At 55.2% G+C, this 15,768-nt stretch carries 15 protein-coding genes; 8 read left to right on the top strand and 7 right to left on the bottom strand.

The annotated features are described in order from the left end of the window. The first annotated feature begins 8 nt into the window (after positions 1–8). Positions 9–1,238, top strand: a complete 1,230-nt coding sequence (gene pepT, locus C813_RS34215) for a peptidase T (protein ID WP_017456838.1) — start codon at positions 9–11, stop codon at positions 1,236–1,238. Positions 1,239–1,526: 288 nt separating this feature from the next. Here the strand turns inward: pepT and tehB are convergent, their stop codons facing one another. Then, positions 1,527–2,123, bottom strand: a complete 597-nt coding sequence (gene tehB, locus C813_RS34210; RefSeq protein ID WP_017456837.1) for a tellurite resistance methyltransferase TehB — start codon at positions 2,121–2,123, stop codon at positions 1,527–1,529. Between the two features lie 125 nt (positions 2,124–2,248). On the opposite strand from tehB, the gene ydcK reads away from it, so the two are divergent. The 6 genes from ydcK (at position 2,249) to C813_RS34180 (ending at position 7,177) form a co-directional block, all read left to right on the top strand. Next, positions 2,249–3,229, top strand: coding sequence for a YdcK family protein (ydcK, locus tag C813_RS34205; protein WP_025263614.1), 981 nt, complete (start codon positions 2,249–2,251; stop codon positions 3,227–3,229). Between the two features lie 224 nt (positions 3,230–3,453). Beyond that, positions 3,454–4,206: an SDR family oxidoreductase gene (locus C813_RS34200; protein ID WP_017456835.1), complete on the top strand. Its 753-nt coding sequence runs from the start codon at positions 3,454–3,456 to the stop codon at positions 4,204–4,206. A gap of 123 nt (positions 4,207–4,329) precedes the next feature. Continuing rightward, positions 4,330–5,385, top strand: a complete 1,056-nt coding sequence (locus tag C813_RS34195) for a catalase family peroxidase (RefSeq protein ID WP_017456834.1) — start codon at positions 4,330–4,332, stop codon at positions 5,383–5,385. Next, positions 5,382–5,918: a cytochrome b gene (locus tag C813_RS34190; protein ID WP_017456833.1), complete on the top strand. Its 537-nt coding sequence runs from the start codon at positions 5,382–5,384 to the stop codon at positions 5,916–5,918. The genes C813_RS34195 and C813_RS34190 overlap by 4 nt, the downstream gene beginning before the upstream one ends. 9 nt (positions 5,919–5,927) lie before the next feature. Next, positions 5,928–6,434 carry an RNA polymerase sigma factor gene (locus tag C813_RS34185; protein ID WP_017456832.1) on the top strand — a complete coding sequence of 169 codons (507 nt, stop codon included), beginning with the start codon at positions 5,928–5,930 and terminating at the stop codon, positions 6,432–6,434. Continuing rightward, the gene (locus tag C813_RS34180) at positions 6,431–7,177 is read left to right on the top strand and encodes an anti-sigma factor family protein (RefSeq protein WP_017456831.1); all 747 of its coding nucleotides are present in this window, start codon (positions 6,431–6,433) and stop codon (positions 7,175–7,177) included. Before C813_RS34185 ends, C813_RS34180 begins: the two co-directional genes overlap by 4 nt. Before the next feature lie 5 nt (positions 7,178–7,182). Here C813_RS34180 and rimL read toward each other — a convergent pair whose 3' ends face one another. From rimL to C813_RS34160, 4 genes are all read right to left on the bottom strand, one after another. Next, positions 7,183–7,725 carry a 50S ribosomal protein L7/L12-serine acetyltransferase gene (gene rimL, locus C813_RS34175; RefSeq protein WP_017456830.1) on the bottom strand — a complete coding sequence of 181 codons (543 nt, stop codon included), beginning with the start codon at positions 7,723–7,725 and terminating at the stop codon, positions 7,183–7,185. 44 nt (positions 7,726–7,769) lie between these two features. After that, positions 7,770–9,425: a glucan biosynthesis protein D gene (locus C813_RS34170; protein ID WP_025263613.1), complete on the bottom strand. Its 1,656-nt coding sequence runs from the start codon at positions 9,423–9,425 to the stop codon at positions 7,770–7,772. Positions 9,426–9,696: 271 nt separating this feature from the next. After that, positions 9,697–10,476: an ABC transporter substrate-binding protein gene (locus C813_RS34165; RefSeq protein WP_025263612.1), complete on the bottom strand. Its 780-nt coding sequence runs from the start codon at positions 10,474–10,476 to the stop codon at positions 9,697–9,699. 12 nt (positions 10,477–10,488) lie between these two features. Next, positions 10,489–11,658 carry a pyridoxal phosphate-dependent aminotransferase gene (locus C813_RS34160; protein WP_017456827.1) on the bottom strand — a complete coding sequence of 390 codons (1,170 nt, stop codon included), beginning with the start codon at positions 11,656–11,658 and terminating at the stop codon, positions 10,489–10,491. A 111-nt stretch (positions 11,659–11,769) separates the two neighbouring features. Here C813_RS34160 and C813_RS34155 point away from each other — a divergent pair, with 111 nt between their 5' ends. After that, positions 11,770–12,636: a LysR family transcriptional regulator gene (locus tag C813_RS34155; protein ID WP_017456826.1), complete on the top strand. Its 867-nt coding sequence runs from the start codon at positions 11,770–11,772 to the stop codon at positions 12,634–12,636. On the opposite strand, the gene C813_RS34150 is transcribed toward C813_RS34155, so the two are convergent. Both C813_RS34150 and hglS read right to left on the bottom strand, forming a co-directional pair. After that, positions 12,608–14,116 carry a carboxylesterase/lipase family protein gene (locus C813_RS34150; RefSeq protein WP_017456825.1) on the bottom strand — a complete coding sequence of 503 codons (1,509 nt, stop codon included), beginning with the start codon at positions 14,114–14,116 and terminating at the stop codon, positions 12,608–12,610. The genes C813_RS34155 and C813_RS34150 overlap by 29 nt on opposite strands. Positions 14,117–14,158: 42 nt before the next feature. Beyond that, positions 14,159–15,502, bottom strand: a complete 1,344-nt coding sequence (gene hglS, locus C813_RS34145; protein WP_017456824.1) for a 2-oxoadipate dioxygenase/decarboxylase HglS — start codon at positions 15,500–15,502, stop codon at positions 14,159–14,161. Between the last annotated feature and the right edge of the window lie 266 nt (positions 15,503–15,768).

Below are 15,768 nucleotides of genomic sequence, written 5' to 3'. Positions count from 1 at the left end.
GAATCACTATGACGTCGTCGCTCACCAGTCAATTAACGCATCGCTTCTTTCGCTATCTCAACATCACTAGCCAAAGCGATCCCACTGCCACCACCTTACCCACCACCGTCGGGCAGTTTGATATGGCACGCGAACTGGCTAATGAGTTGAAAACACTCGGTCTTGAAGAGATCGTTATTGACGATCACGCGACCGTCACCGCCGTCAAAAAAGGCAATGTTCCCGGTGCGCCGCGCATTGGTTTTATCACCCATATCGACACCGTGGACGTCGGTTTATCCCCGCATATTCATCCGCAGATCCTGCGCTTTGAGGGACAAGATCTCTGTCTGAACAGTACGCAAGATATCTGGCTGCGCGTTGATGAACATCCGGAGATCCTCGCCTACCCGAATGAGGAGATAATTTTCAGTGACGGCACCAGCGTACTCGGCGCCGATAACAAAGCCGCGGTTACCGTGGTGATGACGCTGCTGGAAAATCTGACGCCAGAACAGCGTCACGGCGACATCGTGGTGGCCTTTGTACCCGATGAAGAAGTGGGACTGCGCGGTGCGAAAGCGCTGGATTTAGCGCGTTTTGATGTTGATTTTGCCTGGACAATCGACTGCTGCGAACTGGGCGAAATCGTTTACGAGAACTTTAACGCCGCCAGCGCGCAAATTCAGTTTACGGGCGTGACCGCGCACCCGATGTCGGCGAAAGGTGTATTGGTGAACCCGTTGTTGATGGCGATGGATTACATCAGCCATTTCGATCGCCAGCAGACGCCGGAGCAAACAGAAGGACGCGAAGGTTATATCTGGTTTAACGGTATCAATGCCGTGCAGAGTTACGCGACGCTGAACGCCAGCATTCGTGATTTCGACAGCGAGAGTTTTGCTAAACGCAAACAGCAAATTGCAGATATTGCGGCAAAAATCGCGGCTCAATATCCCACCGCGAAGGTCGAGTACAGCATCAGCGATACCTACAGCAATATCAGCAACGCGATTGGCGAAGATCGCCGGGCGATTGATTTACTGTTCACAGCCATGGAATCACTGGGTATTACGCCAAAACCGACGCCGATGCGCGGCGGCACCGACGGTGCAGCGCTTTCTGCTAAAGGTTTGCTGACACCAAATTTCTTCACCGGCGCGCATAACTTCCACTCGCGTTTTGAGTTCCTGCCGCTGCGTGCTTTCGAAGCCTCTTATAACGTTGCGCTGCAGCTTTGCCTGCTGGCGGCGCGCTAAAACAGACCGGTGATGGTGTCGCAACGGTGATCACTTCGTAATAATAACCCCATTTAACGAGCCGGATGCGGATCACGCGAATGTGCTGGCTGGCCTTACCATCCGGCATTTGCTGCGCCAGCGGTGACATGCCATCACCGTAATCCTCAAATAGTTTACCGGTGGCGTTTACCAGGCGAATAGCGGAACAGGCGTGGTACAGCGAGTGTTCATAGAAAAAATGGCGGACTGGCAGTAAAAGAACCGGTGGTATCCCTTTCGGCTCTTTTACTGTCGCAGCGGGAAATTTTACGCGGATTTACGTGCCAGCATCGTGGCAAAGCGCAATTTGATACGGTTACCGTTGGCATCGGTGCGATGAAGCTCACCCACTTCTTCGTTGTATTTCAGCAGCTCCCAACCGGCGTAGTAATCGCGCAACTCACCCTCTTGAAAGGCAAACGGGAAACCGACCGTGCACGGGAAATCTGCCGTGTCCATTGCCGCGACAATCAGGTTATAGCCGCCCGGTTTGGTGCAGCGCTGCATATTGGCAATCAGCCCTGGGATGGTTTTCGCTTCCAGAAACATCAGCACTACGGTCGAGAGAATAAAATCATACTCGCCGTCAAAACGCAGGTTATTGAGATCAACCGCCTCGATATGTAAGTTTTCCAGCCCTTCTGCTTCACGAATATTTTGTAAGTTGCTCAGACTGTTCGGGTTTTTATCCCACGCGGTGACATCAAAACCCCGGTTGGCGAGAAACAGGCTGTTGCGGCCATTACCGCAGCCGAGATCCAGCGCTTTACCCGGTTGGACATAATTAACGGCATTAAGCACTTCCGAATGGGTCGGCGTCATGCTGTATTTTTCAGTAAAGTAGTTATCAGTGCGGGTGGTCATGCTGTTCCTCAATACGTCGCGAATTTATAAGTTGCATTTTTTGTGCATTTTATTGGTTTCTCTGGCGGATAGCCAGTGGTGTAAAATTTGCTACGTTTAATTCAGGCAGATGGGGGAAATGTAGCATGAATAAGTATCGGCTCAGTGATGAGCAACGGACAATGCATTACCAGATTAGCGGCGAAAAGCGATCCGTCGCGCTGCGCCAGATTATCGCCCTGCACGATTTTAACGATGTTGTAGCGGGTAGCGCCGGTGGCTGGGTTGATAATGAAAACGTGCTCGATCAGCAAGGAAACTGCTGGATTTACGATGAAAACAGCATGGTTTTTCATGGCAGCGCGGTGCGGGACAATGCGCGGATCACCCAGCCGTGTGTGATTTGCCACGATGTCGTCATTGCGGATAACGCCTGGGTTGACGGCAGCGAGATAAGCCACGGCGCGCAGTTAAGTGACAATGTCACCGTTCAGGCCTCTACAGTGCGCGGTTTATGCCATTTACGCGGCGATGCGCGCATTCTCAGTGGTTGCGACATCATTGCCGCTCAGGGTTTAACGCTGGATAACGAACAGATTTTGCAGATTTACGACAGCGCCACCGTCAGCCATTCGCGCGTGGTGCATCAGGCGCAAATTTATGGCGACGCCATCGTTAATTACGCGTTTATTGAACACCGCGCCGAAGTCTTTGATTTCGCCCTGCTCGAAGGCAACGAGCTTAATGATGTCTGGGTGTGCGACTGTGCCAAAGTATATGGTCATGCGCGTGTGGTCGCCGGGACGCTTGACGATGAGATCCCGACCATTCGCTACAGTTCGCAGGTGGCAGAACACGCCGTCGTTGAAGGCAACTGTATTTTAAAACACCACGTGCTGGTGGGCGGTCACGCTTGGTTACGCGGCGGACCATTGCAACTGGATGAAAAAGTGGTGATTCAGGGCAATGCGCGCATTCACGGCAATGTGCTGATCGAGCACCAGATTGAAATTGGCGGCGATGCGGTCGTCGACGCGCAGGAAGGCGAAAGCATTCTGATTCGCGGGCCGAAAGTGATTAACGACACGCAGCACATTACCCGCACACCACTGGTTGGCTCTTTATAATTCGCTTGTCTGTTATTAATGCCGAAAATATAATCATCCGGCATTTTCCACTATGCCGTAGGCGTTACCGTCATCCAACGCGCCCAGGTTCCTGAGGGTCTCCGCGGAGAAAACAGGATCCCAAATGCAGGCGCGGCACTCACTTCTGATCTCATTTCCCGTTACCTTCCCGGTTGCGGGTTTGTGTCGTCGCCTTTCCATTATTCAACTGGAGAGGACGTTTTATGAACATTAGCGGCAACACTATTCTTATCACTGGCGCAACCAGCGGCATTGGCCGCGCGCTGGCTGAAGCCCTGTATGCGCGGGGTAACCAGGTTATCATTACCGGTCGCCGCAAGGCGCTTCTGGATGATGTGACACGTAACAACCCCGGAATGGCGGGATTCCCGTTGGATGTCGATGACGAAAAGAGCCTTAACGTACTCGTTAAACGCGTCAGCTCGCAGTTTCCCCGACTGAATGTATTGATTGCCAACGCCGGTATTTCAGGCAAAGAAGATTTTGCCGAAGGTAACCCAAACACAGAGATGGCGCAGGCGATCGTCACTACCAATATCCTTGGCGTCATCCGGACTGTCGCCGCGTTCCTGCCGATGATTCGACACCAACCAGCAGCCACGTTGCTGGCAACCAGTTCGGCGCTGGCGTTTGTACCGCGGACGGACTTCCCTACTTACTGCGCCAGCAAAGCCTTCTTGCATACGTGGCTGGTTTGTCTGCGCCATCAACTTCGCCATATTCCTGTTGAAGTACTGGAACTCTCGCCCCCTTACGTGCAAACCACACTTACTGGTGCAGAGCAGGCAACCGATCCGCGCGCAATGGCGTTGCCAGCTTATATCAGTGAAGTGATGTCAATGATTGAGTGCGGCGATCACCCGGGCGGTGAACTGGTGCTGGAGCGTGATAAACACCGGCGTTGGGCTGAAAAAGACGGCACTTTCGCCACACTCTTTGCGACGATGAACCCCTGATAAAAACGAGCCTGCAATGAAAATTCCGTTGCAGGCTTTTTTCACAAAAAAATTTTTTCTTCCGTGTGGAATAAACCCGCTGTTGCTTCGTCTTATCCGCTCATGATTAGCAGGTGAGCGACTATGACAAACACTCCTTTTACGACCGGCCAGATCCTTGCACGTCTTGCAGCGATCGCACTTGTTCCTCTGGTGTTGATTGTGCTGTTCCTGTGGGGCGGAGGCTGGTTAACTCCTGCGCGCCTGAGCGCCGATAAACTGGTTAATGTCTTACAACAAGCGGGAGGCGAACATCCGGGTTATCGGCGAAATCACGCCAAAGGGCTCTGCGTTACCGGCAATTTTATCTCCAGTGGCAATGCCAGCATGCTATCCCGCGCTTCGGTATTTGCCGCAGGTGAAACGCCGGTAATCGGGCGTTTCGCCATTGCCGGAGGAAACCCCGCCGCGCCGGATTATGCCGTGCCCGTACGCAGCCTGGCGCTGGCGTTTCAGTTAGCAAACGGTGAACAGTGGCGCACCGGCATGAATGCAATGCCCTTCTTCCCGGTCTCCACCGTTGAGCAATTCTATGAATTGCAGGTTGCCTCGCTGCCCGATGCGGCAACTGGCAAACCGAATGCCGAGAAATTCAAAACCTTTGTGCAAAAGAATCCGGAGATCATGCCGTTTCTGGCGTGGGCAAAACAGAATGTCCCTTCGTCGAGCTGGGCCAGTGATCGCTTTAATAGTCTGAACGCGTTCCGGTTTATTGATAAATCTGGGATGGCGCATCTGGTGCGCTGGAGCATGGTGCCGCACACCGGTTATCAGCCCATCAGTGCCGAAGAAAAGATCGATAAAAATTTCCTGCAAACGGATCTCAAACAGCGTTTGGCGCAGGGACCACTGAAATGGGATCTGCTGATAACCGTCGCCCAGCCGGGTGACGATGGCAGCAATGCGACGAAAGTCTGGCCTGCCGACCGGCAAACCATCAACGCCGGAACGCTGGTTCTCACCCAAGCCTCAGAACAGCAAAACGGGCCGTGTAATGATATCAATTACGATCCGCTGATCCTGCCGGACGGCATTGCCGCCTCTGACGATCCGTTACTCAATGCGCGTTCTGCGGCCTATGCTAAATCTTACAATGCGCGCACCCGTGAACAATCCGCCCAGGCAGGAGCTCATTTATGAAAAACGTTGCCTATTTCCACCCGGCGCTGCGCGTGCTGCACTGGTTAATGGCGGCGGCGATCATCACGATGCTGTTTATTGGCGTCGTGATGGTTTCCACCGTCTCATCCCTGCACAGCTTGCTGGTATCGATCCACAAACCGCTGGGTTTAATGATTTTGGTGCTGGTGCTGGTCCGCCTGTGGCTACGGTTTTATACTGCGACGCCCACGTTACCGGCGACCCTCGCCGTCTGGCAACGTGCTATGGCGCATCTTTCACACTGGGCGCTCTATGCCATGATGATTGCGCAACCGCTGATTGGCTGGGGAATGCTTTCGGCGGCGGGCTACCCGGTGACTGTCGGCGGTTGGGTGTTGCCACCTATCCTGCCGGTGAATAATGATACTTACGCGCTACTGCGGCCACTGCATTCCCTGGTGGCGCTGGCGCTGTTCGCAACGGTGATGCTGCATTTAGCCGCCGCGCTGTTTCATGCCCTTGTGCTCCGCGATGGCGTTTTTGAAAGTATGTCGGGAACCCGCAAGCGATGAAGGCAAGCTATGCAACTGACTGATGATGAGATTCGTCAGGTGATGCCACATTTGCAACGCTTTGCGCTGTGGCTAACCCGTAACCCACACAGCGCGGAAGATTTGGTGCAAAGCTGCCTGATGAAAGCGCTGACGCGTAGCCCAAATAGTGATGGCGAACGGAGCCTGCGCGCCTGGCTGTTCGCCATTCTTTACCGTCAATTTATTGACGGTGAGCGGCGCAAGCGGCGGTACATGAAAATCCTCGCCTTTTTCACCGGCGAGGAGGCCATCAGCGCGTCGACCGAATCACTGGCAATGGCGGATGATACGCTGGCGGTGTTCGCCACGCTGCCGACCGATTATCGCGCCATTCTGTTGCTGGTGAGCATTGAAGGGCTGAGTTATAAAGAAGTCGCCCAAACGCTAGATATCCCGACAGGCACCGTGATGTCGCGCCTGTCGCGCGCGCGTAAATTGCTACATGAGAAATTAGACGGTACGGCAGCGCCGCTGCCGCTGAGGAGACTGAAATGACGTTGCCACCGGATGAACACGATCTGCATGCCTGGATGGATGGCGAAACCGATGAGGCGACCTCAGCGCGTGTCGAGCGCTATCTGGCAGATAACCCCGCTGCCGCCGCGCAGGTTGCAGGCTGGCGACGTGACGCGCAGCAACTCCGCCAGGCCATGAGCCAGCAAACTATCGTTCTGGAAAAACCGGAGCCACACTATTTACGCCGCCAGGCACGCCAGCAGCGTCAATGGAAACTGGCCACCGCGTTCGCGCTGGTACTGGCGTTAAGCGTGGGTGGTTACACGGGCTGGCAACTGAAAGAGTCGCAAATGTTAATGACGCATCAGCCGATGGAGGACGCGGTCCAGGCCTATAAACTTTTTGACAACGCCGCCGTCACGCCAATGGATGTAGTGGCAAGCCAGCAAACCGAACTCACCCGCTGGGTCGCCCGGTATTTCATCAACGGCAACCAGCCGCCAAATCTCGAACAGTATGGTTTCACGTTATCCGGCGCGAGGCTTATCGCCACCGCGCAAGGCCCGGCGGCGCTGATTATGTATCAGGACAGGAACGGCACGCGGGTCGGCTGGTATATCCGCCCGTTAAGCCCGGTCAAACTTCCGCACGGGGAGCGCGAGGCAGACGATGTGATGGCGCAGTACTGGAGTGATGATCACTACAACTACGCACTGGTCACACCGATGAACTCACCGGCAGTAAACGGCCTGCGCAAAGCGGTTTCACAGGCCAACAGTTAGCGCGTTCAGAATTTATCGACGATCTTCGCCCAAATATTCTGATCGTCGTAGCTGCCGTTGAGAAACTCGGCCTGTTTAAGGCAGCCTTCTAGCGTAAAGCCGTTGCGCAAGGCCACCTGATTGCTGGCATGGTTCGCCACCCGGCATTTGATGACAAAGCGGCGGATATCGCCGCGGCGGGCGTAAAAATCGAGCATCCCTTGCATGGCCTGAGACAAAATCCCCTGCCGCTGGCACGCTTCATCCAGCCAGTAGCCGATATAAGCCGTTTTGTTTAACGGCTCAATCGAATTCAACGCCAGCACGCCCACCAGCACATCGTTGCGCACAATCATGAACATTTTGGCGTAGCCGCGCTGGTGCAACAGCATGTTGCTCTGCGCGGTTTTGCGGGTGTCATCAATGGATGTGACTGAGTGCGGCCAGTTGAGAAACTGCTGTAGCCAGTCGCGGTTTTTGACAATTAACTGGTGCAGATCGTGCACAAACCGCTCGTCGACGGCATGCAGCGCGAGATGGTCATTCACCGGAATAACGGTATCGTCCATTGCGGCTCCATAAAGCATTCGCCCCCTGACGGGGCGAAGTGGGTTTAGCGCATGATGCGGTCATCAACGTAGTGACGTTTGTCCGGCGCAGGCGGGAAGTATTGATAAAGCCAGGTTTCGCTGATGGCGTCGCCCTGGCAGCGCAGGAACAGACGCATGTCTACCGGATCGGTGGAATCATTGGTCGGATACCAGTCGAACAGAATGCGATACCCGTCAAACGGCTCAACATAAAGGATCTCAACCTGTTTCGCTTCCCCGTTTGAAAGCGTAATGACCGGCTCAATGCCTTTCGGCGCGGCTGCTTTCAGGTCACCACCAACAAAATCAATGGCGAAACGACGCGCCCATTTGTCCGGATAGTGTTCGCCCGGCGCCCAGCCTTCCGGGAAGCCGCCCATACCGGTACGGGTGGCGTAAACGCGCGCCAGCGGAGAACGCACCGGCGGCATCGCACTCCAGTACAGGCGGTACTGGAAGGCGAAATCATCGCCCGCTTTGACCGGTTTTTCCGGCTGCCAGAAGCAGACAATGTTATCCAGCGTTTCGCCGGTCGTCGGGATCTCCATCAGGCTGACCGCCCCTTTGCCCCATTTGTTACGCGGCTCGACCCACAGACTTGGGCGTTTGTTGTACCAGCCCATCACATCCTGATAGTGGGAGAAATCACGATCGAGTTGCAGCAGGCCGAACCCTTTCGGGTTTTCATCCTGGTAGGCGTTGAACTGCAATTTTTGCGGGTTGTTCAGCGGGCGGCAGATCCACTCGCCGTTACCGCGCCACATCGCCAGACGATCGGAGTCGTGAATTTGCGGATGAATGGTATCGCAGACGCGGCGTTCATTATTACCGCAGCTGAACATACTGGTCATCGGCGCGATGCCCAGTTGCTTGATGTCTTTGCGCGCATACAGGCGGTTATCGACATCCATGATCACCTGGCTCTCTTCGCAGTGGATCACGAACTTGTACGCGCCGGTAATGCTCGGGCTGTCGAGCAGCGCATAAACGGTAAAGGTGGTATCGGACGCTTTTGCCGTCTCAAACCAGAAGGCGGTGAAATCCGGAAACTCTTCCGGCGTGTCGGTAAACGTATCAATGGCCACGCCGCGTGCGGAAAGGCCATACTGGAAAGTGCTGTCTACCGCGCGGAAATAGCTGGCGCCGAGGAACGAGACAATATCGCGGCGCGCCAGTTCAGGCGCTTTAAACGCGCGGAACCCGGCGAAACCCAGATCGCTTTGCCCTTCCAGCTGTTTGGTATCGACGCCCGCGTCGTGGTAGTTAAACAGCTCCGGACGGAAGTGAATTTCACGCGCCTGGTGTGTCTCCTGGTCGAGGGAGAACATACGAACGCGGCGGCGAAACCCCATGCCGACGTGGAAAAACTGCACGTCCAGTTGGCGGCCATCAACGTTGTTCCACAGCGAGTGCTGCGCATCGTACTGAATGCTGTTGTAAGCCTGCGGCGTCAGGTTCGCCAGCGTGTTGGGGAGCGCTTTAGGCGCACCGCCCCACTGCTGTTGCGCCAGATCGTGCGCCATGGACTGCAGCACGGAGAAATCAAAACGGCGGCTCTGACCATCGGCAATGTCCGTTTCCGCCGCGAACGCCGCGCGGGAAAAGAGCGATGCAACACCGGTGGTGCCGTAAGTTGCGGCAAGGGCCATGGATGCTTGAATAAATCGTCTGCGGTTCATGCCTGGTAACACGTCCTTCTGGTCGTCAAATGGCATTTCGCGATGGCGCGAAACAGCGGCAAAAGCGTTCATTAATGAACGCATCACTCTAGACAAAATTCATTGAGAATCCAATTGTTGGCTGCCGAATATATGAACGAAACATGAAATATTTTCTGTCGATAAGAGCAGCCCGAAAGCGGCGTAAAGATCTGTATAACGGCAGTAGTTTGCGGCGGAAATAAAAAAGCGCCTGCCGGACATCAACGGCAGGCGCCAGAGTGGTCATGCTTTATTGTGCGCTGACACTAACATCAATGCCGGGGAAGTACTTTTCCGCCAGCGTTTTGATGGTGCCGTCAGCGCGGATTTTATCGATGGCGGCATCAAGTTGCTTTTTGGTGGCTTCGTCACCTTTGCGCAGCCCGAAACCGATACCACTGCCGAGGATCGTATCGTCCGATACCGGTTTGCCAATAAAGCCAAACCCTTTACCCTGCGGCTTGCTGAGGAAACCTGCCTGCCCCGCCGCTGACATCACCAGTGAGGCGTCGATGCGACCGTTCAGCAAATCTCCCCACGCCATATTCTGATCTTTATACGACACCACCGTGACACCGTGCTTTTCCCAGTGCTCTTTGGCGTAGGTTTCCTGAATCGATCCCTGCAACACGCCAATGGTTTTGCCTTTCAGCCCCTCTGCGGTCGCTTCCATGCCGTCGCCACTTTTGCCGACCAGTTGCGAAGGAATGCGATAAATCGGCTGAGTGAAATCGATGCTTTTACGCCGCTGTTCGGTAATGTTCATCGCCGAGTTGATGGCATCGAATTTCTTGGCAGTCAGCCCTGGGATCAACGCATCAAACGAGGTTTCCACCCAGCTACATTTCAGCTGCGCCGCTTTGCAGACAGCGTTACCCAGCTCGATATCAAAACCTTCCAGTTCGCCTGACGCGTTGCGGCTTTCAAACGGCGGATATTCCGCTTCCACGCCGTACCGCAGGGCGTTTTCGGCAAACGAGGAGAATGAGCAGAGCAAACCCATGCCCAGACAGAGTGCTTTATATTTCATCATTAACGCTCCTTAGCGTGGCTTAACACGACACAGGGCCTGCGCGCCTGCTCTTAATGTGGCCTCGTCTTTTGCAAAAGAGAGGCGGATCAACTTGTTATCTGTACCATCGGTATAAAACGCCGACAACGGAATAGTGGCGACACCGCAATCAATAATCAGCCTTTTTACCATCTCGCTGTCAGTTTCATCGCTGAAGTGGCTGTAATCCGCCAGCAGGAAAAACGATCCGGCGCTGGGTAGCAGGCGAAACGGCGACTCAGCGAGCAATGTTTGCAAAAGGTCGCGTTTACGCTGGTAAAACGCCGCCAGCGACAGCCAGCCTTGCGGGTCACGCATATGATCGGCAAAGGCGTACTGCATGGGTGTATCGGCGGAAAACATCAAAAACTGATGTACTTTGCAGATCTCATCCATCAGTTCCGCAGGCGCAACGCAATATCCCACGCGCCAGCCTGTCACATGATAGGTCTTGCCAAACGACGAGATAATCACGCTGCGCTCCGCCAGTTGCGGATGCGTTGCCATGCCGTGATGCGGTTCGCCGTCGAACACCACATGTTCGTAGACTTCATCGGAGAGGATCACAATATCAGTATGCCGGGTAATCGCCGCCAGTTGCTCAAGATCGGCGCGGGAAAACACCTGCCCGCTGGGGTTGTGCGGCGTATTCACAATGATCATGCGCGTGCGCGGTGTGATTGCCGCGCGCACTTCGTTCCAGTTCACCGCGAAATCCGGCACCGTCAGTTTGATAGCTACAGGCGTTGCGCCCTGTAAACGGACAATGGGCGCGTAGCTGTCGAATGAGGGTTCAAAGTAAATCACTTCATCACCTGGATGCACCAGCCCGCTGATAGCGGAATACAACCCTTCGCTGGCGCTTGCGGTGATAAGAATTTCACTGTCCACGTCGTAATCTGTGCGGTACAGTTCGCTGATTTTCTGCGCAATCCGCTCTTTTAACAGGCGCAGCCCGGTCATCGACGCATACTGGTTATGATTGGCTTGCATGGCGCGCGTCACCCCGGCAATCAGTTGCGGATCGCAAGGAAAGTTGGGCGCGCCCTGAGAAAGGTTAATCGCATTATGTTCGGCGGAAAGCTGGCCGATAACGGTAAAAATGGTGGTGCCGACATCGGGTAATTTAGAGCGAGTTTTCACCGGGGTACGCAGAGTCATGCCTGATCCTTTCACATAAAAAGTGCATAACCATTCAAACTAAACCCTATTGAGCCGACAACCGAATTGTTGTCATAATAGCCATGAATAAATTGCATAGCTGGAGTTGTCATGTCGCCCCGATCTTTGCCGCTGAATGCCATCGACGCTTTTCTGGTCACCGCCCGCCACCTGAATCTGACGCATGCGGCAAAAGAGTTGTGCCTGACGCAGGGTGCGGTCAGCCGTAAAATCGCCGCGCTGGAAAACTGGTTCGGCTTTCCGCTGTTTGAACGCCACGCGCGCGGTTTACACCTGTCACCGCAAGGCAGCGCCCTGTTGCCGGAGTTGCGCGGCGCGTATGAGCAACTGGTAACTGTCGCCTTTCAGGCACGCTCGCAACAAACTGTGGTACGCCTGAAAGCACCGACCTGTGCGATTCGCTGGCTGGTGCCGCGGTTGGTGAATCTGGAACAACGCTATCCGGAATTACAGGTGGCATTGACGACCACCACCGATCACACCATTAACTTCAAAACAGAACCTTATGACGCGGCGATTGTGTTTGGCACCCAATTAAGCGCCGGGGATCTGCTGTTTGAGGAGGCGTTAACGCCAGTGATTAGCCACGCGCTGGCGCAACGCCATGCGCTGGAAGCCGCCACATTATTGCACCCGACGCGGGATAAAACTGACTGGTCGCTGTGGCTGGCAAGGCAAAACGCTTTTCAGCCCGCCATGAGTAAAAATCAACACTTCGATACCATGGATTTAGCCATTACCGCCGCCATTCAGGGGCTGGGGATGGCCATCGCCGACGAAACGCTGGTTGCGGAAGATATCGAGGCCGGACGCTTGCTGCGCCCGTTTTCACAGAGTGTCAGAACCGGTGCCAGTTACCGCCTGGTGCTGCGGGAAACGGAGAATAAAGCCGCCGGTCTGGCGGCGTTCAGAGAGGGGTTGCTGGCGGCTAATCGAGCTTCACATGGTGGCGCATAACCCGGCGAAAGAAGCTCAGTCTCGCACGCATAAAGCGGTTAACCATGCGAAATCCTGCATGTTTATTCAATCCGATACGTAACAACCGGTCGCGCCCGCGTACGCAAGCCAGCCAGTTGACCGGGCCAGGTAACGCTTCTGTATGGCGCCCGGTCTGGGCGGCAAACCGCACCCAGTAATCGGCAATGTGCGCGGCAAAGGCGAGATCGCGTGGATTGACATAACTGCAGGATGGTTCCGAAAGCATAAGATTGTCGAATACATATGGCACTTCGTTACCGTGCCACGCGCCGTTGATATAGGTGTCGTGCGCCGCTTCGGCGACATAATCAAACCAGTAACGCCAGCAGGGTTGCCCGACACGCTGCTGGGCCTGCATCATCACCAGACCTAGCGTGGTAAAGGCCATATCGCGGCACACCTGGCGACCCAGTTCCGCATCCCCTTTCACTCCCGGATAAAGCAGGCGGATCAGCCCCAGTCCGAGCCGCTGTTCGCGGCGCATCTTTTCGATTTGCCCGGCGAGATCGACGCCAAACTCGGCCATCACGCTGGCTTCATCACTGTTCGACCCGATAATGACCGGCATCGGATGTTGCCGACCGGCGAAAAAGGTATCGAGCATCGGTTCCGGTAACACGCAATCACCCGCGATGGGTGCAGGCGCAATTTTCAATGGCGCTTCCAGCGGCCAGAACGCCTCAGCCGGCAGAGCGCGCAACTGTTCGGCGCTGGCTTTTTCCAACCCAAAATGCGCGGCAATCGCCTCACCTTTTGCCAGCGCGGCCTCGCGCGGCGTATCCGGTAAGGTATAACTGCTCTGAATAATACTTTTATGGAACAACCCTTTTGCCAGCGGCGAGGCCATCAGCGCCATCACACTGCGCGCACCCGCCGATTCGCCAAACAGCGTCACGTTGTCAGCGTCTCCGCCAAACGCGGCGATATTTTCCTGCACCCAACGCAGCGCGGCTATCTGATCAAGCAAGCCGAAGTTGTAAACGCGCTCACCCGCTTCCTCTTCCAGCGCCGGATGGGCGAAAAAACCAAGGTGCCCCAGCCGATAATTGATCGTCACCAGCACCACACCGCGCGCCGCAAGCGCTTTTCCGTCATACGGCGGCAACCCGCCGGAGCCGATAGTAAACCCGCCGCCGTGCAGCCAGACCATCACCGGCAGCGGTTTTGTCCGCGAAGCCGGTGACCAGATATTCAGATAGAGACAATCTTCGGCGAAACGTCCCGGATCACCGCCGCCGAGCTGCTGACAATACTCACTGTTTTGCCAGCTGGCGGCGGAAAAGGCGTCAGCCATGCGCACGCCCTGCCAGGGTTGCGGCGGTTGTGGCGCGCGCCAGCGCAATTCACCGGTGGGTGGCGCGGCAAACGGAATACCGCGCCAGACATGAAAGGTATCCTCACTGCATCCCAGCACACTACCCTGGCGGGTGTGTGCCAGCGGCGTTAATGGATTTTCCATAACAACATCCAGAAATAACTGATTTCTGGCAGATTACCTGTTTTACAGCAGACCGCAACGCCGTTTGCTGCGCGCTTCGGCTTCCGCATAGAGTGTAAATTCATCAAACACCGGGCAACCCAGCGCGGATTCAAACTGCGCCTGGCTGGCGTTGCCGTGGCTGCGCGCCTGCGTTTCGTTGCCGAGGTTAGACTGGAAGATCCCCGCCGCGCTGACCGGCAGAAAATCCTCATAAGTGATGGGCTGTGCCACTACCCAGCCGCGCTCGATCAGCGGTTGTGGATCGTCGCCGGGGCGAATCGCCTGGCGGTGCGCTTCGCCCGTTGGCGTCAAACGGTAACGGAACCACGCCAGCCCCTGCTTACGCAGCAGCATTTCGCTGTCCGGGAAGGCTTTAAACACCTCCTGTAAATGCAACTGATGCGTCAGGTTATCTTTGCCGGTTCCGGCGCTAGTCAACAGTTGATCATAGAGTGCGCGCCCTTTCTGGGTTAACGCGACGCCGCGCTGTTCGATTTCGCCAAAACGCGCGGTATGCGTGCCCTGATGCTCGCCGTTAAACAGCACCGGTTCATCCAGCGCTTTGAAACTGGTCTGGCGCAGCAAAATCGGCACATCGCGACGCGGGGGCCCTTCAATCAGGATTTTCGGTTCAATGCCGTACTCCGGCATCAGCGCCTGAACGCGGTCAATATCCAGCGTGCGTGGCGTTAAGTGATTGATATGGCAGCCAGGGAAACAGACCACATCGGCAATCAGGCGGTGCTCACCATGCAACGCCTGATAGGTTTGCGCATCCACCGTGGCATGGCGGTGCCAGCGGAACGTTTCCAGCGCTTCCTCAACAAAGGCTTTAGCTTGCTGCGGGGTAAAACCGCCATTCAGTTCATGCAGCTCAATTAGCTGGCGGCAAGCTGGGGTGAAAATGTCACGCTTTGTCAGAATGGCGGCGGCTTTATTGCGCAGGGCTTCGTTCCCGATAAGATCCAGGCGCAGCAGCGAGGTAAAAATACGGAACGGGTTACGCGCCAGCGCCGCGTCTTCGATCGGGCGAAAGGCGGTGGAGTGCACCGGAACGCCCGCCTGCGAGAGATCGTAATAGCTGACCGGGAACATCCCCATAATGGCAAACATACGCCGCAAAGTAGAAAGCTCCTCCGCCGTCCCGACCCTGATGGCGCCGTGACGCTCGACATTGAGCCGCGCTAATTCATCGGCGTTGGCCAGTTGTTCATGCAGACGCGGGTTGTTCTCCAGCACCGCCAGATTCACATCCGCTACCAGCTCCAGCAGCGTGCCGTATTGCGGAACTTCCTGCTGGTACATGGCTGACATCGCCTGTGAAAATTGTTCCCGAATCTCATCAGCCGTGATGCTGTACGCCATAGTGTAATCCCTCCAGTGTGTTCTCTCTGGAGTGTAGAGAAGCCTTTTTGCGTGCGTGATGGGAAATTTACAAAGTGTGATCGTGGCAGAAAACGCGCGTGCATAGCGCGGTAACGAACATAACGAAAGATTATGGAACAGCAGCGCAGAAAACCCTTATCAACATGCTGGTTACGTCACATTGCGGGCAGAATCCGTTTGTAACTCAAAGAGATTAAATGTTAATAATATTTTGCTATCTGGTTATCAAAATTAAACAACTTAAC

Source organism: Kosakonia sacchari SP1 (genome assembly GCF_000300455.3).
Lineage (GTDB): Bacteria > Pseudomonadota > Gammaproteobacteria > Enterobacterales > Enterobacteriaceae > Kosakonia > Kosakonia sacchari.
This window is presented reverse-complemented; position numbering and strand designations above follow the sequence as displayed.

Coding starts and splice junctions, on each gene's coding strand:
- C813_RS34185 (WP_017456832.1), top strand. CDS start 5,928: ATGCAACTGACTGATGATGAGATTCGTCAGGTGATGCCACATTTGCAA.
- ydcK (WP_025263614.1), top strand. CDS start 2,249: ATGAATAAGTATCGGCTCAGTGATGAGCAACGGACAATGCATTACCAG.
- C813_RS34155 (WP_017456826.1), top strand. CDS start 11,770: ATGTCGCCCCGATCTTTGCCGCTGAATGCCATCGACGCTTTTCTGGTC.
- C813_RS34195 (WP_017456834.1), top strand. CDS start 4,330: ATGACAAACACTCCTTTTACGACCGGCCAGATCCTTGCACGTCTTGCA.
- C813_RS34160 (WP_017456827.1), bottom strand. CDS start 11,658: ATGACTCTGCGTACCCCGGTGAAAACTCGCTCTAAATTACCCGATGTC.
- hglS (WP_017456824.1), bottom strand. CDS start 15,502: ATGGCGTACAGCATCACGGCTGATGAGATTCGGGAACAATTTTCACAG.
- C813_RS34150 (WP_017456825.1), bottom strand. CDS start 14,116: ATGGAAAATCCATTAACGCCGCTGGCACACACCCGCCAGGGTAGTGTG.
- C813_RS34165 (WP_025263612.1), bottom strand. CDS start 10,476: ATGAAATATAAAGCACTCTGTCTGGGCATGGGTTTGCTCTGCTCATTC.
- rimL (WP_017456830.1), bottom strand. CDS start 7,725: ATGGACGATACCGTTATTCCGGTGAATGACCATCTCGCGCTGCATGCC.
- C813_RS34190 (WP_017456833.1), top strand. CDS start 5,382: ATGAAAAACGTTGCCTATTTCCACCCGGCGCTGCGCGTGCTGCACTGG.
- C813_RS34200 (WP_017456835.1), top strand. CDS start 3,454: ATGAACATTAGCGGCAACACTATTCTTATCACTGGCGCAACCAGCGGC.
- tehB (WP_017456837.1), bottom strand. CDS start 2,123: ATGACCACCCGCACTGATAACTACTTTACTGAAAAATACAGCATGACG.
- pepT (WP_017456838.1), top strand. CDS start 9: ATGACGTCGTCGCTCACCAGTCAATTAACGCATCGCTTCTTTCGCTAT.
- C813_RS34170 (WP_025263613.1), bottom strand. CDS start 9,425: ATGAACCGCAGACGATTTATTCAAGCATCCATGGCCCTTGCCGCAACT.
- C813_RS34180 (WP_017456831.1), top strand. CDS start 6,431: ATGACGTTGCCACCGGATGAACACGATCTGCATGCCTGGATGGATGGC.